Annotated in this window: 14 protein-coding genes; 5 read left to right on the forward strand and 9 right to left on the reverse strand. The window is 67.8% G+C overall.

The window, feature by feature from the left end:
- Nucleotides 1-64: 64 nt before the first annotated feature.
- The 4 genes from BLV92_RS11095 to BLV92_RS11110 all read left to right on the forward strand — a co-directional run bounded on the left by BLV92_RS11095 (nucleotide 65) and on the right by BLV92_RS11110 (nucleotide 5,063).
- Nucleotides 65-574, forward strand: a complete 510-nt coding sequence (locus BLV92_RS11095; RefSeq protein WP_090544824.1) for a MarR family winged helix-turn-helix transcriptional regulator — start codon at nucleotides 65-67, stop codon at nucleotides 572-574.
- Nucleotides 575-662: 88 nt separating this feature from the next.
- Nucleotides 663-2,183 carry an efflux transporter outer membrane subunit gene (locus BLV92_RS11100; RefSeq protein WP_090544825.1) on the forward strand — a complete coding sequence of 507 codons (1,521 nt, stop codon included), beginning with the start codon at nucleotides 663-665 and terminating at the stop codon, nucleotides 2,181-2,183.
- A gap of 65 nt (nucleotides 2,184-2,248) precedes the next feature.
- The gene (locus BLV92_RS11105) at nucleotides 2,249-3,472 is read left to right on the forward strand and encodes an EmrA/EmrK family multidrug efflux transporter periplasmic adaptor subunit (RefSeq protein ID WP_090544827.1); all 1,224 of its coding nucleotides are present in this window, start codon (nucleotides 2,249-2,251) and stop codon (nucleotides 3,470-3,472) included.
- 28 nt (nucleotides 3,473-3,500) lie between these two features.
- Nucleotides 3,501-5,063 carry a DHA2 family efflux MFS transporter permease subunit gene (locus tag BLV92_RS11110; RefSeq protein ID WP_090544831.1) on the forward strand — a complete coding sequence of 521 codons (1,563 nt, stop codon included), beginning with the start codon at nucleotides 3,501-3,503 and terminating at the stop codon, nucleotides 5,061-5,063.
- A 66-nt stretch (nucleotides 5,064-5,129) separates the two neighbouring features.
- On the opposite strand, the gene BLV92_RS11115 is transcribed toward BLV92_RS11110, so the two are convergent.
- The gene (locus BLV92_RS11115; RefSeq protein ID WP_090544832.1) at nucleotides 5,130-5,777 is read right to left on the reverse strand and encodes a cation efflux transmembrane domain-containing protein; all 648 of its coding nucleotides are present in this window, start codon (nucleotides 5,775-5,777) and stop codon (nucleotides 5,130-5,132) included.
- A 64-nt stretch (nucleotides 5,778-5,841) separates the two neighbouring features.
- On the opposite strand from BLV92_RS11115, the gene BLV92_RS11120 reads away from it, so the two are divergent.
- A complete protein-coding gene (locus tag BLV92_RS11120; protein ID WP_090544834.1) occupies nucleotides 5,842-6,249 on the forward strand; it encodes a MerR family transcriptional regulator in 408 nt (135 codons plus the stop codon).
- Between the two features lie 29 nt (nucleotides 6,250-6,278).
- Here BLV92_RS11120 and truB read toward each other — a convergent pair whose 3' ends face one another.
- The 8 genes from truB to BLV92_RS11160 form a co-directional block, all read right to left on the reverse strand.
- Complete coding sequence (gene truB / locus BLV92_RS11125) at nucleotides 6,279-7,226, reverse strand: tRNA pseudouridine(55) synthase TruB (protein WP_090544836.1); 948 nt, start codon at nucleotides 7,224-7,226, stop codon at nucleotides 6,279-6,281.
- Between the two features lie 118 nt (nucleotides 7,227-7,344).
- A complete protein-coding gene (rbfA, locus tag BLV92_RS11130; protein WP_090544838.1) occupies nucleotides 7,345-7,713 on the reverse strand; it encodes a 30S ribosome-binding factor RbfA in 369 nt (122 codons plus the stop codon).
- A 120-nt stretch (nucleotides 7,714-7,833) separates the two neighbouring features.
- Complete coding sequence (gene infB, locus BLV92_RS11135; RefSeq protein WP_090544840.1) at nucleotides 7,834-10,758, reverse strand: translation initiation factor IF-2; 2,925 nt, start codon at nucleotides 10,756-10,758, stop codon at nucleotides 7,834-7,836.
- Between the two features lie 134 nt (nucleotides 10,759-10,892).
- The gene (gene nusA, locus BLV92_RS11140) at nucleotides 10,893-12,368 is read right to left on the reverse strand and encodes a transcription termination factor NusA (protein WP_090544842.1); all 1,476 of its coding nucleotides are present in this window, start codon (nucleotides 12,366-12,368) and stop codon (nucleotides 10,893-10,895) included.
- Nucleotides 12,365-12,823: a ribosome maturation factor RimP gene (gene rimP, locus BLV92_RS11145; protein WP_090544844.1), complete on the reverse strand. Its 459-nt coding sequence runs from the start codon at nucleotides 12,821-12,823 to the stop codon at nucleotides 12,365-12,367. Before rimP ends, nusA begins: the two co-directional genes overlap by 4 nt.
- A gap of 465 nt (nucleotides 12,824-13,288) precedes the next feature.
- A complete protein-coding gene (gene rluB / locus BLV92_RS11150) occupies nucleotides 13,289-15,013 on the reverse strand; it encodes a 23S rRNA pseudouridine(2605) synthase RluB (protein ID WP_090544846.1) in 1,725 nt (574 codons plus the stop codon).
- Nucleotides 15,014-15,074: 61 nt separating this feature from the next.
- Complete coding sequence (scpB, locus tag BLV92_RS32550; RefSeq protein WP_244283778.1) at nucleotides 15,075-16,157, reverse strand: SMC-Scp complex subunit ScpB; 1,083 nt, start codon at nucleotides 16,155-16,157, stop codon at nucleotides 15,075-15,077.
- A 376-nt stretch (nucleotides 16,158-16,533) separates the two neighbouring features.
- Entirely contained in the window at nucleotides 16,534-17,742 is a 1,209-nt protein-coding gene (locus BLV92_RS11160; protein WP_090544849.1) for a pyridoxal phosphate-dependent aminotransferase, read from the reverse strand.
- Nucleotides 17,743-17,765 lie beyond the last annotated feature (23 nt).

Raw genomic sequence — 17,765 nt, forward strand, 5'->3', positions numbered from 1 at the left:
TGCTGCGGCAAGTAAGCCTACCTATAATCCGTGCCTGGTCAACCATTGCAGTCGCATCCGAATCATGACCGATCCGACATCCACGCCGCCCCCGGACCTGCGCGACTACGCGTTCGGCGAGAGCGTCGGCTACCTGATCTCGCGCGCGAAATCGACCATCTCGAACATGGTCACGCAGCGCACGCTCGCGGAACTGGGCGTCACGAGCCAGCAGGCGAGCGTGCTGTTCATGGTCGCAAGCGGCAAGTGCCTGCTCGCCGCCGAACTCGCGCGCGAGTATGGGATCGACGCGAGCGCGGTCACGCGGCTCGTCGACCGGCTCGAAAAACGCGGCCTGCTCCAGCGCGTGCGCAGCTCGGAAGACCGCCGCGCGGTACGTCTCGCGCTCACGCCCGAAGGCGAGGCGATCGCCGCCCGGATGCCGCCCATCTTCACCGGCGTCATCGACAGCCTGACGAACGGCTTCACGCCGGAAGAGATCGGCTTCCTGAAAAGCATGCTGCGGCGGATCCTCGCGAACAGCGGCAGCTGCTGCGACACGGGCGACAGCGGCACCCCGCCCGCCAATCCGTGACCGGGCATCAGTCCCGAAAATCATTGTGACCGACAAAAAAACGGCATCGTCCAGCATCACCTCTTACTCTCACGCAACGAGACGAGCAATGAACTCCCAGACCCTGTCCACGCCGGCGCTGTCGTGCCGGGCCGCCGTCGCCGCCGCGCTGACGGCGCTCGCCCTGTCCGGGTGCGTGAACTACCTCGGCATCAGGAGCGATAAGGCCATCGCGCCGCCGGCGCAGTTCGAGACCGCGCAGAGCATCCCCGCGCAGGGCGGCCAGTGGCCGACGCTCGACTGGGCGAACCAGTTCGGCGACCCGCAACTGCCGAAGCTGATCGACGAGGCGCTCGAAGGCAGCCCCACGATCGCGCAGGCGCAGGCGCGGCTCGCGAAGGCATCGGCATACATCGAAACGTCGCGCTCGGCGCTGTTCCCGAAGGTCGGCGCGCAGTATTCGTGGAGCCGCGAACTGTATTCGGGCAACGGCCTGTTCCCGCCGCCGTACGGCGGCTCGTGGTTCAGCGAGAACAACGCGCTCGCGAGCGCGTCGTGGGAACTGGACCTGTGGGGCAAGAACCGCCAGCGGCTCGCCGAGGCGGTGTCGCAGCAGCGCGCGGCCGACGCGGACGTGCAGCAGGCGCGCGTGACGCTCGCGTCGTCGGTCGCCCGCACCTACAACCAGCTTGCTCAGCTCTACGCGCTGCGCGACATCGCCGCGCACGAAATCGACAACCGCCGCACGATCGGCTCCATCACGAACGGCCGCGTGACCGCCGGCCTCGACACGAACGTCGAGAAGCAGACCGCGAGCGGCAACCTCGCGACGAGCCAGGCGAACCTGTCGCAGATCGACGGCCAGATCCAGACCGTCCGCTATCAGCTGGGCGCGCTGCTCGGCAAGGGGCCGGACCGCGGCCTGCAGATCGCGCAGCCGGTGCTGAACCCGGTCGCCGACGTCACGCTGCCGGACAATCTGCCGGCCGACCTCGTCGCGCGCCGCCCGGACATCGTCGCCGCGCGCTGGCAGGTCGAAGCCGCGATGCACGGCGTGAAGGAGGCGAAGGCCGAGTTCTATCCGGACGTGAACCTCGCGGCCGGCTTCGGCTTCGACGCGTTCGGCTGGGGCCGCTTCCTGAACTACGCGAGCCGCCAGGCGAACATCGGCCCGGCGATCCATCTGCCGATCTTCGACGCGGGCGAACTGCGCGCGCAGTTGAAGGGCCGTTATGCCGACTTCGACCTCGACGTCGCGAACTACAACCAGACGCTGATCAACGCGTTCAACGACGTCGCGACACAGGTGTCGTCGATCCGCTCGGCCGACCGCCAGCTGGTCGACGCCGACCGCGCGCTCGAAGCGTCGACGAACGCGTGGCATCTGGCGGTGATCCGCTACCGCGCGGGTCTGTCCGAGCAGTTGCAGGTGCTGACGGCCGACCAGAACCGCCTCGCGGCCGAACAGACCGTGACGAACCTGCGGATGCAGCGCCGCGACATGCAGCTGGCGCTGATCAAGTCGCTCGGCGGCGGCTTCGACGCGACGCAGGCGGGCCTCGTGCCGCCGGCCGAGGTCGGCTCCGACGCCGCGAGCCGCACGGTCGCGACCCGCGACGCGTCGAACTGACCAGCACGGCCGCACTAAAAACGAACGAAACGAACACGCCAGAAAGAACCCGGAGATCCTTTCCCATGAGCACCCCCCAGCAGCCTGCCGGCACCCCGCAGCCGAACGCGAGCAACGGCAAGCGCCGCCGCATGATGACGCTGCTCGTCCTTGTGATCGTGATTGCCGCGATCGCGTACGGGCTCTACTACTTCCTCGTCGCGCGCTTCACCGAGAGCACCGACGACGCGTACGTGAACGGCAACGTCGTGCAGATCACGCCGCAGGTCAGCGGCACCGTGATCTCGGTGAAGGCCGACGACACGCAGACCGTCAAGACCGGCGACCCGCTCGTGCTGCTCGACCCGGCCGACGCGCGCGTTGCGCTCGAACAGACCGAGGCGACGCTCGCGCAGACCGTGCGCCAGGTGCGCGGCCTGTTCGCCGACGACAGCCAGTACCAGGCGCAGGTCGCGATTCGCCAGTCCGACCTGTCGCGCGCCCAGGACGACCTGCGCCGCCGCATGCTGGTCGCGCAGACCGGCGCCGTGTCGCAGGAAGAAATCTCGCACGCGCGCGACGCCGTGCGCAGCGCGGAAGCCGCGCTCGACGCTGCGCAGCAGCAGCTCGCCGCGAACCGTGCCCTGATCGCGAACACGACGATCGCGAACCACCCGAACGTCGAAGCCATCGCCGCGAAGGTCCGCGACGCGTATCTCGCGAATGCGCGCAACACGCTGCCCGCGCCGGTCACCGGCTACGTCGCGAAACGCTCGGTGCAGGTCGGCCAGCGCGTGTCGCCGGGCACGCCGCTGATGTCGGTCGTGCCGCTGAACTCGCTGTGGGTCGACGCGAACTTCAAGGAAGTGCAGCTGAAGCACATGCGCATCGGCCAGCCGGTCGAGATGACCGCCGACGTGTACGGCTCGTCGGTCGTCTATCACGGCAAGGTGGTCGGCTTCTCCGCCGGCACCGGCTCCGCGTTCTCGCTGTTGCCCGCGCAGAACGCGACCGGCAACTGGATCAAGGTGGTCCAGCGCCTGCCGGTGCGGATCTCGCTCGATCCGGCCGACCTCGAAAAGCACCCGCTGCGCATCGGCCTGTCGATCCAGGCGGACGTGAACATCCGCGACGACGCGGGCAGCCAGCTCGGCAACGCACAGAACACCGTGCTCGAAACCGACGTGTTCGCGAAATACGGCGCCGAAGCCGACGCGGAAATCGCGCGGATCATCGCGGAAAACGCCGGCCCGAACGGCGGCAAGGCGACCGTGTCTTCGCCGGCCCCGCGCACGTCGAAGCCGATGTAAGCGGCCCCGACCGTACCGACCTGTTTCCATGGCACAACAACAAGCTGTCGTCCATCCGCCGCTGCAAGGCGCGCAACTCGTGATCGGCACCATCGCGGTGTCGCTCGCGGTGTTCATGAACGTACTCGACACGTCGATCGCGAACGTGTCGATCCCGTCGATCTCCGGCGACCTCGGCGTGTCGTCCGACCAGGGCACATGGGTCATCACGTCGTTCGCGGTCGCGAACGCGATCTCGGTGCCGCTGACCGGCTGGCTCACCGACCGCATCGGCCAGGTGCGCCTCTTCATGGCGTCGATCATCCTGTTCGTGATCTCGTCGTGGATGTGCGGCCTCGCGCCGACGCTGCCGTTCCTGCTCGCGTCGCGCGTGCTGCAGGGCGCGGTCGCCGGCCCGATGATCCCGCTGTCGCAGACGCTGCTGCTCGCGAGTTATCCGCGCGCGAAAGCGCCGGTCGCGCTGTCGATGTGGTCGATGACGACGCTGATCGCGCCGGTCGCCGGTCCGATCCTCGGCGGCTGGATCTCCGACAACATCTCGTGGCCGTGGATCTTCTACGTGAACATCCCGGTCGGCATCGTCGCGGCGCTCGCGACGTGGGCGATCTTCCGCAACCGCGACTCGGTCGTGAAGAAGGCGCCGATCGACGGCGTCGGCCTCGGGCTGCTGATCGTCTGGGTCGGCTCGCTGCAGGTCATGCTCGACAAGGGCAAGGACCTCGACTGGTTCTCGTCGACGACGATCGTCGCGCTCGCGCTGATCGCGGTGATCGCGTTCGCGTTCTTCGTCGTGTGGGAGCTGACCGAGGCGCACCCGGTCGTCGATCTGTCGCTGTTCGCGCGGCGCAACTTCACCGGCGGCACGATCGCGCTGTCGATCGGCTACGGGCTCTACTTCGGCAACCTCGTGCTGCTGCCGCTGTGGCTGCAGACCGACATCGGCTACACGGCGACCGACGCCGGCCTCGTGATGGCGCCGGTCGGCGTGTTCGCGGTGCTGCTGTCGCCGCTGACCGGCCGCATCCTGCCGCGCACCGATCCGCGCTACATCGCGACGGTCGCGTTCCTCGTGTTCGCGCTGTGCTTCTGGATGCGTTCGCGCTACACGACCGACGTCGACACGTGGTCGCTCGCGCTGCCGACGCTCGTGCAAGGCGTCGGGATGGCGGGGTTCTTCATCCCGCTCGTGTCGATCACGCTGTCGGGGCTGCCGGGCCACCGGATTCCGGCCGCGTCGGGCCTGTCGAACTTCGTGCGGATCATGTGCGGCGGGATCGGCACGTCGATCTTCCAGACCGCGTGGGACCACCGGACGATCATGCACCACGCGCAGCTGACCGAGCAGGCGAACTCGGGCAACCCGACGTTCGCGCAGTCGATCCAGCAGATGCAGAACGTGGCGGGCCTGAACGAATCGCAGGCGCATGGGCTGTTCAATTCGATGGTCACGCAGCAGGCTGCACAGCTCGGCGTGAACGATCTGTTCTACATCTCGGCCGGTATCTTCGTGCTGCTGATCGGGCTGATCTGGATCACGCGGCCCGAGCGGGCGAATGCCGATGCGGGGGCGGCGGCTTCGGCCGCGCACTGAGTCGCGGCTTCTTCGCTGACTGTCCGATGCAACACCGGCCGCTCGTCATGAGCGGCCGGTGTGCGTTTACGACCTTGCCGCGATCTGCTGCCCGCCCGTCCCTTCGCGCAGTTCGGCACCGGACTGGCGAAGAATGTGCGCGGCGGACGTCAACGCGAGCGACGCCATGATCGCCGCGACGACGAGGTCCGGCCACGCGGAACGCGTGCCGAACACGCCGAGCGCGGCGAGCAGCACCGCGACGTTGCCGAGCACGTCGTTGCGCGTGCAGAGCCACACGCTGCGCATGTTGCTGTCGCCGTCGCGGTAGCTCAACAGCAGCGCCGCGACGACGCCGTTCGCGAGCAGCGCGGCGGTGCCGACCGCGCCCATGGTCGGCGCGCCCGGCACGCGCCCCGTGTGCAGATGCCATCCGGCGACGCCGAGCACCCACGCGCCGAACACGATCATCGACACGGCCTTGAGCCGCGACGCGCGCGCCCGGGCGGTCAGGCTCAATCCCAGCACGAGAAGGCTGATGCCGTAATTCGCGGCATCGCCGAGAAAATCGACGGAATCGGCGAGCAGCGACACCGATCCGCTGCGCAGCCCCGACACGATCTCGACCGCGAACATCGCGACGTTGATCGCGAGCGCGGCCCACAACAACCGGCGATAACGCGACTGACGCAGACTCGCTGCATCGTCGCAGTGGTGACAACAGGCTCCCGACATCGCTTCGCTCCAGATGGATCCAAAGCGGGTATCGTGGACCCTGTAGCCACTACAGGGTCAAGCGATGACCAACCCCTATTCGATCGGCGACCTGAGCCGGCTCTCCGGCGTCAACGTCGAAACCATCCGGTATTACGAAAAAGTCGGTCTGCTGCCGGCGGCGAAACGCGCCGGCAACGGCTACCGGCAATACGACGACGCGTCGCTCGACCGCCTCGCGTTCGTGCGGCGCGGCCGCGAACTCGGCTTCACGATCGACGAGATACGCGAGTTGCTCGGCCTCGCGGATCATCCCGACCGCCCGTGCGCGGACGCGGACCGGATGACGCGGGCGCATCTCGACGACATCGAGGGAAAGATTCGCGACCTCCAGCGGATGCGGCACGCGCTGATCGAAGTAGCGAATTGCGACAGCCGCACGGCCGCGCATTGCCAGTTGCTGCAGGCGCTCGCGCGGCCCGGTCTGAACTGAAGAGCGCCAGGCAGGCGCTGGTCCGGCTCTTACTGCTCGCCGCTCACGACGAGACGCTCCGGCGCGAGCACGCCGTCCGCCGCCTTCGCGACGCCGAGCAGCCGGCCGTCGTCGCCGTACACGCGCACGCGCGGCACAGCGCCGTTCGATCCGTCGAACGACGCGATCTCGTCCAGCCGCAGCCGCTGCCCGTGCATGAAGCGGCGCGTCGCGTCCGCGCCCAGCTCGACGCGCGGAAACGTCGATAGCAGCGCATCGACCGGTTGCAGCCACGCGTCGCGCACGGCGTCATCCGCCTCGGACAGCGCGTCGAGCGTCACCGCGTGATCGAGCGTCAGCGCGCCGACGCCGATGCGCCGCAGCGCGACCAGATGCGCGCCGCAGCCCAGCGCCTCGCCGATGTCCTCGGCGAGCGTGCGCACATAAGTCCCCTTGCTGCACGTCACGCGGAACGTCACGTCCGGCAGCGCGCACGCGAGCAGTTCGAGCGCATGGATCGTCACCGCGCGCCCTTCCCGCTCGACGGTCTGCCCGGCGCGCGCGTATTCGTACAACGGCTTGCCGTCGCGCTTCAGCGCCGAATACATCGGCGGCACCTGCACGATGTCGCCGCGAAACGCGTCGAGCGACGCGCGCACCGCGGCTTCGTCGCACGACACCGGGCGCGTGTCGATCACGTCGCCTTCGGCGTCGCCGCTCGCGGTGCGGATGCCGAGCCGCATCGTCGCGTCGTAGGTCTTGTCCGCTTCGAGCAGATCCTGCGAGAACTTCGTCGCCTCCCCGAAACACAGCGGCAGCAGACCCGACGCGAGCGGATCGAGCGTGCCGGTATGCCCGGCCTTCTTCGCGCGATAGAGACGCTTCGCGCGGATCAGCGCATCGTTGCTGGAGAGGCCGACCGGCTTGTCGAGCAGCAGCACGCCGTCGAGCAGTCGGCGCGGCACCTTCGGCCGCGCGGGTTGGGAGGATGCAGTCATGTCAGGCGGGGTAGGCGGCGAGGCAACGCACGGGGAAACAGCGCAAAACGCGGCGCAGCGCGACGACACGCAACGCTCGCGCGTTACGCCGCCGCACGTTTTACGCCGCCGGTGAGGCTCAGTCGTCCTTCGCGCGGGTCGCGTTCGCTTCGTCGATCAGGCGCGACATCTCGACCGCTTTTTCGATCGTCTTGTCGTAGTGGAAATGCAGCGTCGGCACCGTATGGATGTGCAGCCGCTTGAACAGCAGGTTGTGCAGATGGCCGGCCGCGTGGTTCAGCGCCTCCTGGGTCTGCAGCGGATCGCCGGTCAACGTCGTGAAATAGACCTTCGCGTGCGCATAATCCGGCGTCAGCTCGACGCTCTGGATCGTGACGAGGCCGATCCGCGGGTCCTTGACCTCGCGCGCCACCAGTTCCGACAGATCGCGCTGGATCTGGTCGGCAATCTGCACGTTGCGATTCGGAGAGGAACGTCTCTTGTTCATGATGGGTCCAGCGCCGGGTGACCGGCGAAACGGCGGGCGTCCGCGAACGCGGCCCCGCCCAAAAAACAACGGGCGGAGCCGGCCAGCGCCCGCCCCGCCCGCATGCGTCGCGCCGACTGCTTACAGCGTACGCGCGACTTCGGTGATCTCGAACACCTCGAACTGATCGCCTTCGACGATGTCGTTGAAGTTCTTGATCGACATACCGCACTCGAAGCCCTGCTTCACTTCCTTCACATCGTCCTTGAAGCGCTTCAGCGAATCCAGCTCGCCGGTGTGGATCACCACGTTGTTGCGCAGCACGCGCACCGACGACGAACGCTTGACGATGCCGTCCGTGACCATACAGCCGGCCACCGCGCCGACCTTCGGCACCTTGAACACCTGGCGTACCTCGACCATGCCGGTCACGACCTCGCGCTTCTCCGGCGCGAGCATGCCCGACATCGCCGCCTTCACTTCATCCACTGCGTCGTAGATGATGTTGTAGTAGCGGATGTCGACGCCGTTCGCCTCGGCCAGCTTGCGCGCCTGCGCATCCGCACGCGTGTTGAAGCCGATGATGACCGCCTTCGACGCCGTCGCGAGGTTGACGTCGTTCTCGCTGATGCCGCCGACCGCGCCGTGCACGATCTGCACGCGCACTTCGTCGGTGGACAGCTTGAGCAGCGCGTGAACCAGCGCTTCCTGCGAGCCCTGCACGTCCGCCTTGACGATGAGCGGCAGGTACTGCACTTCGCCTTCGCCCATCTGCTCCAGCATGTTCTCCAGCTTCGCGGCCTGCTGCTTCGCCAGCTTCACGTCGCGGAACTTGCCCTGGCGGAACAGCGCGATTTCGCGCGCCTTGCGCTCGTCCGGCAGCACGATCACTTCCTCGCCGGCCGCCGGCACTTCGGACAGACCCTGGATCTCGACCGGAATCGACGGGCCGGCTTCCTTCGTCGGCTTGCCGGTTTCGTCGAGCATTGCGCGCACGCGGCCGTAAGCGGAACCCGCGAGCACCATGTCGCCGCGGTTGAGCGTGCCGGACTGCACGAGCACCGTCGCGACCGGACCCTTGCCCTTGTCGAGCTTCGCTTCGATCACGAGGCCCTTCGCCGGCGCTTCGACCGGCGCCGTCAGTTCGAGCACTTCGGCTTGCAGCAGCACGTTTTCGAGCAGTTCGTCGATGCCCGCGCCGGTCTTCGCCGACACCGACACGAACGGCGAGTCGCCGCCGTACTCTTCCGGCACGACGCCTTCCGCGACGAGTTCCTGCTTCACGCGATCCGGATTCGCATCCGGCTTGTCGATCTTGTTGATCGCGACGACGAGCGGCACGCCGCCCGCCTTCGCGTGCGCGATCGCTTCCTTCGTCTGCGGCATCACGCCGTCGTCGGCCGCGACCACCAGAATCACGATGTCGGTCGCCTTCGCGCCGCGCGCCCGCATCGCGGTGAACGCCTCGTGGCCCGGCGTGTCGAGGAACGTGATCACGCCGCGCGGCGTTTCCACGTGGTACGCGCCGATGTGCTGCGTAATCCCGCCCGCTTCGCCTGCCGCCACCTTCGCGCGGCGGATGTAGTCGAGCAGCGAGGTCTTGCCGTGGTCGACGTGACCCATCACGGTGACGACCGGCGGACGCGGCAGTTGCTCCGCATCCGTCGTGGTTTCCTGACCTTCGATCAGCAGCGCTTCCGGATCGTCGAGCTTCGCGGCGACCGCACGGTGACCGAGTTCCTCGACGATGATCATCGCCGTTTCCTGGTCGAGCATCTGGTTGATCGTGACCATCTGGCCGAGCTTCATCATCACCTTGATGACTTCCGAAGCCTTCACCGACATCTTGTGCGCGAGATCGGCGACGGTGATCGTCTCCGGCACGTGCACTTCGCGCACGATCGGCTCGGTCGGCGCCTGGAACGACGAACCCGCGTCCTGATGCTTGCCGCGTCCCTTCGGACCGCCGCGCCAGCCGCGATCGACGCCGCCGCTCGAATCGCCGCGGGTCTTGATGCCGCGACGCTTCGCGGCGTCGTCCTGCCAGCCGCTCTTGCCGGTGCCCGGCTTCTTGTTGCGGTCGCCGGCGGTCGTCGATGCCGGCGCCGACGACGGCGCGGCGGCAGCCGGCTTCTTCGCGGCGGCGGCCGGACGCGCGCCCGCTTCGCCAGCCGGACGGGCCGGCTTGTGCAGCGTGCCCTTCGCTTCCGCGGGCTTCGGCGGCTCGACCGGTTTCGGCGGTTCGGGCGCCTTCACCTGCGCCTTGCGCGGCGTGTTCATCATTTCGCGGATCGCGCGCGCTTCGGCTTCCGCCGCCGCGCGACGACGGGCGATTTCTTCCTGTTCGAGACGCGCCTTTTCGACGGCCTCGCGCGCGGCGTCCTCGGCCTTCTTCGCGGCTTCGCGCTGCGCGGCGCGCTCGGCGGCCGCGCGCTGCTCGTCCTGCTCCGCGTTCGCGGCCGGCGCGGCGCGCTGCGCCTCGACGGCCTGCGCGGCGAGTTCGCGGGCGGCGGCTTCGGCAGCGGCCTTCTTCTTGCCCGCTTCCTCTTCCGCGCGACGCCGCTCGGCTTCGGCGGCTTCTTCGCGTGCACGACGCTCCGCCTCTTCGAGCGCGAGGCGCTCCTGGCGTTCCTTCAGTTCCTGAGCCTGACGTTCGAGCAACTCGGCTTCGCGGCGCGCTTCTTCCTCGCGGCGCTGAAGCTCGACATCCTCGGCGGCAACGGCCTCGGCTGCGTGATCCGATGTCTCCGCCTGATCGGCGGACTCGTCGCGGCGGACGAACGTGCGCTTCTTGCGCACCTCGACCTGAATGGTGCGAGCCTTGCCCGTCGCGTCGGACTGCTTGATCTCCGACGTATGCCGGCGCGTCAGCGTGATCTTGCGCTTGTCCGCGTCGTTCGAACCGTGCGACTTGCGCAAGTGATCGAGCAGGCGCGCCTTGTCGGTCTCAGACAGCGCGTCGTCCTCGCTCGCCTTCTGGACGCCCGCCGCCTGCAACTGCTCAAGCAGCACGCCTGCAGGCATTTTCAGTTCCGCGGCAAATTGGGCTACGTTGTTACTCGCCATTCATTCCTCTTAGTGCAAGGACACGTTCCTTGCGGTTGACATCGGATCGTGCGGCCCTGGTGGCTTTAACGCATCGAAGCGTCGAAACCGGCCGCGTTCAGTTCAGTGGGTCATGGTCGTTTCCTGCTCGTCGCTCACTGGAACCAGTGTTCACGTGCTTTCATGATCAACGCCTTCGCGGCGTCCTCTTCCATTCCCGTCATTTCAACCAGCTCGTCCACGGCCAGCTCCGCGAGTTCGTCGCGCGTATGGATCTCGTGCTGCGCGAGCTTGCCGAGCAGTTCCTGATCCATGCCGTCGAGGCTCTTCAGATCCAGAGCGGCGCTTTCGACTTTCTCCTCGTTCGCGATCGCCATCGTCAGCAACGCATCGCGCGCGCGGTTGCGCAGTTCGTGCACGGTGTCCTCGTCGAACGCCTCGATTTCCAGCATTTCGTTGAGCGGCACGTACGCGATCTCTTCGAGGCTCGTGAAACCCTCGTCGATCAGGATGTCGGCGACTTCCTCGTCGACGTCGAGACGCGCCATGAACAGGTCGCGCAGCACCGTGCGCTCCTGGTTCTGCTTCTGCGCGGATTCGTCCGGCGTCATGATGTTGATCTGCCAGCCGGTCAGCTCGCTGGCGAGACGCACGTTCTGGCCGCTGCGGCCGATCGCGACCGCCAGCTCGCTTTCGTCCACGACGACGTCCATCGAATGCTTTTCTTCATCGACGACGATCGACTGGACGGCTGCCGGCGCGAGTGCGCCGATCACGAACTGGGCGGGATCTTCCGACCATAGCACGATGTCGACGTTCTCGCCACCGAGCTCGTTTCGCACCGCCTGCACGCGCGAACCGCGGATGCCGACGCAGGTGCCGATCGGGTCGATCCGCTTGTCGTACGCGACGACGCCGATCTTCGCGCGCACGCCCGGATCGCGCGCGGCCGCCTTGATTTCGAGGAGGCCCTGCTCGATTTCCGGCACTTCCATCTCGAACAACTTCATCAGGAATTCCGGCGCGGTGCGCGACAGCTCGATCTGCGGGCCGCGCGCGGTGCGATCGACCTTGCCGATCCACGCGCGCACACGGTCGCCGACCCGCAGGTTTTCCTTCGGGATCAACTGGTCGCGGCGCAGCAACGCCTCGACGCGGCCCGATTCGACGATGAAGTTGCCCTTGTCGAGCCGCTTCACCGTGCCGGTCATGATGCTTTCGCCGCGTTCGAGGAAATCATTCAGGATCTGCTCGCGCTCCGCGTCGCGGACCTTCTGCAGGATCACCTGCTTCGCGGCCTGTGCGCCGATGCGGCCGAACTCGATCGACGGCACCGGCTCTTCGATGTAGTCGTCGAGCTGCGCGTCGGGCTTCTGCTCGCGCGCTTCGAACAGCAGGATTTCCTGATCCGGCTCCTGCAGGCCCGCCTCGTCCGGCACGACGCGCCAGCGGCGATACGTTTCGTGCTCGCCGCTCTCGCGGTCGATATGGACGCGAATGTCCGCATCCTCGTCGAAGAGTTTCTTGGAGGCCGATGCAAGCGCCGCTTCAAGGGCGGCAAAAACCACGTCCTTGTCGACATTCTTCTCGCGTGCCAGCGCATCCACCAGCATCAACACTTCGCGACTCATTGTTTGCGGCTCCTAAAGTCAACTTTCGGGACAAGGCGTGCGCGATCGATGTCCGCGAGCGTGAAATCCAGCATCGCGGCCCCTGCCTTCCCTTCGAATTCCAGACCGATGGTGTCGCCTTGCGGAGCATGCAGGATGCCCCGGTACGATTTCCGTCCGTCCAATGGCTTTTTCAATGTGATGACCGCCTCGCTGCCTGCGAAGCGCTCGAAGTCCGCGAGTTTCTTCAGCGGGCGGTCGAGACCGGGCGACGAGACTTCCAGCCGCTCGTAGTCGATGTTCTCGACCGTCAGAACGTGCTGCAGCTGACGCGTGACCTTCTCGCAATCCTCGATCGCGATGCCCGCGGGCTGATCGATGTACACGGCCAGCATCCCGCGCCCGGTGCGTTCGAGGTCGACAAGCTCGTAACCGAGCCCGGTCACGGTGGTTTCAATCAGTTCCGTCAGTTGCACAGTGCCCACTCCAGATGTTTGCGCGTCGAGCCTGCGCCACATCCCGCGGGCCGCGCGCTGGTTGAGCGCGCGCTCCTTGCACAGATTGCGATGCCCACGGGTGACGACCACGAACCGGTCAACCAAAAAAAAATGGGCGAAACGCCCATCTTCTTCTAACTCTTGCAACCGGTGGTCGTACCTGAGCAGCAAATGAAAAAAGCCGCACGCCCAGCGACTTTGTGATTCTAGCCTTTTTTTGACACCAACGCAAACCGGAGAGGCCGGCTGGAGCGTTGTCGGGGCGGATCGAACCCGTGTCGGATCGCGGTTTTTCCGGGCTTTTGCACAGCATTCACGACCCATGCAGGTTGCATCGGAATGTGCCGCGGATCGCTTGTTGCGCGCACCCCGGACAGCGCCGGCCACGCGCATCGAAACCGGGCGATGACATCAAGTTTCGCCCGCCTCCTTGCAGCCTCCGGCTCAGTGACCGCGCGTGCGGTTGCGCGGCGCGCCGCGCTGCCTGGTGCCGGCAGGGCTGTTGCCCGCAGGACGGCCGCCGTTCGCGCTGTTGCCCGCGGGCCGGCGATTGCCGTTCGCGTTGCCCGGCGCCGACGCGCGCTTGCCCGACGTCGCTCCACGGTTGCCGGCCGCCGGCGCACGATTGCCGTCGACCTCGCGGCCGCGGTTGCCCGCATTGCCGCCGCGATTGCCGTAGCCGGTACCAAGGCCGCCGCCCGCGCCGCCGCCGAACCCGGACGCCGCGCCGCGCCGACCCTGGCGCTGCTGGTTCAGATTGCTGTGCGCGGTCAGCACCGGCTCGCGGTTGATGAAGCCCATCGACGTCTGCATCGGGTCCGGCTGGCGACGCTCCTGCGTGCCGTTGCGCCCCCCCTTCTCCTCGGCCGGCGCCTTCAGCCCGACCGACGACAGCAGGCTGCGCACCTGGTTGTCCTCCAGCTCTTCCCAGCGGCCGCGCTTGAGGCCGCGCGGCAGCGAGATCGGGCCGTGCCGCGTGCGGATCAGGCGGCTCACCATCAGGCCGACCGCTTCGAACATCCGCCGCACTTCGCGGTTGCGCCCTTCGGCGAGCGCGACGTGGTACCAGTGATTCGTGCCTTCGCCGCCGCCGTCGCGAATGCGCAGAAAATTCGCCGGGCCGTCGTCGAGTTCGACGCCGTGCAGCAGTTTCTGCCGGTTGCCCTCGGACAGTTCGCCGACGACGCGCACCGCGTATTCACGCTCGACGCTGTAGCGCGGATGCATGAACCGGTTCGCGAGGTCGCCCGACGTCGTCAGCATCAGCAGACCTTCGGTGTTGAAGTCGAGCCGGCCGACCGCGAGCCACTTCGCGGTCTTCATCGGCGGCAGCTTGTCGAACACCGACGGACGGCCTTCCGGATCCGCATGACTGACGATCTCGCCGGTCGGCTTGTGATACAGCAGCACGCGCGGCGGCTTGTTCTGCAGCTTGCGCTTGACCGGCTTGCCGTTGATCCGCACCTGGTCGGTCGGCATGATCCGCTGGCCGATGTGCGCCGGCTCGCCGTTCACCGACACGCGGCCGGCGACGATCAGCTCTTCCATCTCGCGACGGGAGCCCATGCCCGCTTCGGCGAGCACCTTGTGCAGCTTCGGCGCGTCGTCGTCCGGGCTCAGCACGCGCTTCGGCTGCTGCGGGCGGCCGCCGCGGCGCAGCATCGGCGCGCGCACGCCGGCACCGGCGCCCGCGCCGTTGTCGGCGTCGAACGCCGGCGACGTCACGTACAGGAACAGATCGTCCTGGGCGGTCTCGCCGGTCGCGGCCGGCGCGTCGCCGCCGCGGCTCTTCTGGCGCTTGCCGGCCTGCTGCGGCTTGTCCGCGCCGCCCGCGTTGTTGCGGCGGCCCGGCTGTTTCTTCGCACCGGCGTCCTTGCGCGGCATCCGCACCTGCGCGACGACGACGCCGTCCGGCGGCGTCTCGGTGACGGCGGCGGGCGCCGGAGCGGCATCGGCCGGCGCGGCGTCCTTCGCCTTCGCGCCCGCACGGCGGCGCGCGATCAGGCTGCGGGGACCCCGGCGCAGGCCGCGGCGCGGACGTTCGTCGCCGTCCGGGCGCGAGTTCTCGCCATCGGCCTGGCCGGCACGCGGTTCATCGGCACGCGCGGCGGACGCAACACGCGCGGAGTCCGGCGCGTCGCTCGAATCGGTGTCGTGGATATCTGTCAAAACAACCTCGAATGTCAGGTCGCGCGCCCCGTTGCGGGGCGCGTCAAAAGTGCTTGTTGCGTCAGACGCCGCGCGTGGCGGCTTCGTCGCCGGTCAGGACGCGGTCGTCGGAGACCGTGCCGCGGCTCGTTTCTGCTTCGTGATCCGCCGGTCCGGCGGCCTGCTCGCCGGGCGCGTTCCCGCGCGCCGGCCCGTTTTCCTGTGCGGACCCGTCGTCCGCGTGCGCCGGAGCGCCTGCGCTCCCGGCGTCCGCTGCCGCGTCGTCCTCTGCGGGCGATGCGGCGCTGCCAACGTTTGCGTCGCCGGTCGAATCCTCGTCGGACCAAACCGCGGACGTGGCGTCGTGTTCGTCGCCAGCCGTCTGCGCCAGCGCGTCTTCCGGTTGCGCAGATACCGCGCCTGCTCCCGGCGTTTGCTGCACGTCAACATCCGGCGGTGCGTCCACTGGCGCCTGTTCTTCGCCGGTTTCCGTCTGCGCGGCGGTTGCGCTGGCTTCCACGAACTGCGCTTCCCCAGCGTCGTTCGCCTGCGCCGTGTCGCCGCCTGCGGACTCCGTCGCGACCGGTTGCGCCGCGTCGCTGTCCGCAAACTCGATCGCGTGTTGCGCAAGCAACTGCTCACGCAGTTGCCCGGACGGATCGTCGAGCGGCGGCAGTTCGTCCAGCGCCTTCAGCCCGAGGTCGTCGAGGAACTGGCGCGTCGTCGCGTACAGCGCGGGACGGCCCGGCACGTCGCGATGACCGATCACCTCGATCCAGCCGCGATCCTCCAGCTGCTTGACGACCTGCGTGTTGACCGTCACGCCGCGAATCTCCTCGATATCGCCGCGCGTGACCGGCTGCCGGTACGCGATGATCGCCAGCGTCTCCAGCACCGCGCGCGAATAACGCGGCGGCTTTTCCGGATGCAGCCGTTCGAGATACGGCCTCATCGACGGCTTGCTCTGGAACCGCCAGCCCGATGCGAGCCCCACCAGCTCCACGCCGCGCCCGGACCATTCGCGTCTCAAATCGTCGAGCAGCGTGCGCACGGTGTCGGCCGACACGTCATCCGCGAACAGCTTGCGCAGGTCGCCGAGCTTGAGCGGCTCCTGAGCGCAGATCAATGCAGTCTCGAGGACGATCTTCGCCTCTTGGGTATTCATGCAGCCAGGTCAGACCTTAAGTCAGGTTCAAGGAACCGGATCAGACGGAACGGATTGGAACTGGAGACGCGCTCGCCCGATTCTGATCGGTCATATTGATGGGAGCACGCGCCGGGGGGTCGCAATGCAGGCACTAGAGCCTGACCCAGCCAGACGGAGCAGCGAAATTCCCGTGAGGAATCGCGTGACTGAGCGCCATCTTACGCAAAAACGCCGGGGGCGTAAAGAAGCCTTGCGCAAGCCGTGCGGCATGCATCGGGCCGTGGCGGCGACGTCCCATCGCGGCGTGCCGCCGGCCGTACGCATCGCGCGCGGCGTCCGACAGTTTCATCCGACGAACGCGCTGCGCGATTTCGCCCACCCTGTCGCCCATCCGTCAGCGCGCCGCGTGCTGCCGCAGATAGGACGCGAGCCGCTCGACGCCCTGGTCGAGCCGCGCCGGATCGCACGCGTAACACCAGCGCACGAAACCCTCGCCTTCGGGGCCGAACGCGCTGCCCGGCGCGAGTCCGAGGCCCGCTTCGCGCACCAGCGCCTTGCACAGGTCGAGGCTCTTCTGCGCACCCGGCAGCGAGAAAAACAGGTACATCGCGCCGTGCGGCGCCTTCACGTCGACGCCCGGCAGCGCGGACAACGCCGCCGCGAGGTGGTCGCGCGACGCGCGCAGGTCGGCGACCAGCCGGCGCGTGTACGGCTCGCCCTGCTCGACCGCCGCGATGCCCGCCTGCTGCACGAATGCCGGCGCGCACGACGTGTTGTATTCGACCAGCTTGCCGAGATCGTCCATCAGGTCGCGCGGCGCGACCATCCAGCCGAGCCGCCAACCGGTCATCAGCCACGCCTTCGAGAACGAGTTCACGCAGATCAGCCGCTCGTCGCGCGACGCGAGGTCGAGGAACGACGGCGCGGTGCGGGCGTCGGTGTCGCCGTAGTACAGCCGCTCGTACACCTCGTCGGCGACGATCCAGATGCCGTGCCGCCGGCAATGGTCGAGCACCGCCTGCTGCTCCGCGCGCGTCATCACCCAGCCGGTCGGATTGTTCGGCGAGTTGATCATCAGCAGCTTTGTGCCCGGCGTCAGCGCGGCCAGCAACCGGTCGAGATCGAGCGCCCAGCCGTTCGCGCCATAGCCGAGCGCGACCGTCTCGACCGACGCGCCCAGAATCTTCGGGATCTCGACGAGGTTCGGCCACAGCGGCGTCACCGCGACCACCCGGTCGCCCGCGCCGACGACGAGCTGCGCTGCCAGCATCAGCGCGTTCACGCCGGCGCTCGTCACCGCGATGTTGGCGGCCGGCGTGTCGCCGTGCAGCGCGCTCACATAGCGCGACAGCGCGTCGCGCAGCGGCGCGATCCCGAGATTGTGCGTATAGAAGGTATCGCCGCGCGCGAGCGCCGCCGCGGCGGCGTCGCGGATGAACTGCGGCGTCACGCGGTCGGACTCGCCGAACCAGAACGGCAGCACGTCGGCGACGCCGAAACCGGCGTTCGCGACTTCGCGGATCTGCGACGCTCGCAGCGCGCGCACCGCGTCGCGCGCATTCGGGATGACAGGGGCGGAAAGGGGCAGATCGAGGTCGCTCATCGGGACGTCCGGCAAATCGGGGA

The organism is Paraburkholderia caballeronis (assembly GCF_900104845.1).
GTDB classification, from domain to species: Bacteria; Pseudomonadota; Gammaproteobacteria; order Burkholderiales; family Burkholderiaceae; genus Paraburkholderia; species Paraburkholderia caballeronis.

Coding starts and splice junctions, on each gene's coding strand:
- BLV92_RS11095 (WP_090544824.1), top strand. CDS start 65: ATGACCGATCCGACATCCACGCCGCCCCCGGACCTGCGCGACTACGCG.
- BLV92_RS11100 (WP_090544825.1), top strand. CDS start 663: ATGAACTCCCAGACCCTGTCCACGCCGGCGCTGTCGTGCCGGGCCGCC.
- BLV92_RS11105 (WP_090544827.1), top strand. CDS start 2,249: ATGAGCACCCCCCAGCAGCCTGCCGGCACCCCGCAGCCGAACGCGAGC.
- BLV92_RS11110 (WP_090544831.1), top strand. CDS start 3,501: ATGGCACAACAACAAGCTGTCGTCCATCCGCCGCTGCAAGGCGCGCAA.
- BLV92_RS11115 (WP_090544832.1), bottom strand. CDS start 5,777: ATGTCGGGAGCCTGTTGTCACCACTGCGACGATGCAGCGAGTCTGCGT.
- BLV92_RS11120 (WP_090544834.1), top strand. CDS start 5,842: ATGACCAACCCCTATTCGATCGGCGACCTGAGCCGGCTCTCCGGCGTC.
- truB (WP_090544836.1), bottom strand. CDS start 7,226: ATGACTGCATCCTCCCAACCCGCGCGGCCGAAGGTGCCGCGCCGACTG.
- rbfA (WP_090544838.1), bottom strand. CDS start 7,713: ATGAACAAGAGACGTTCCTCTCCGAATCGCAACGTGCAGATTGCCGAC.
- infB (WP_090544840.1), bottom strand. CDS start 10,758: ATGGCGAGTAACAACGTAGCCCAATTTGCCGCGGAACTGAAAATGCCT.
- nusA (WP_090544842.1), bottom strand. CDS start 12,368: ATGAGTCGCGAAGTGTTGATGCTGGTGGATGCGCTGGCACGCGAGAAG.
- scpB (WP_244283778.1), bottom strand. CDS start 16,157: ATGAATACCCAAGAGGCGAAGATCGTCCTCGAGACTGCATTGATCTGC.
- BLV92_RS11160 (WP_090544849.1), bottom strand. CDS start 17,742: ATGAGCGACCTCGATCTGCCCCTTTCCGCCCCTGTCATCCCGAATGCG.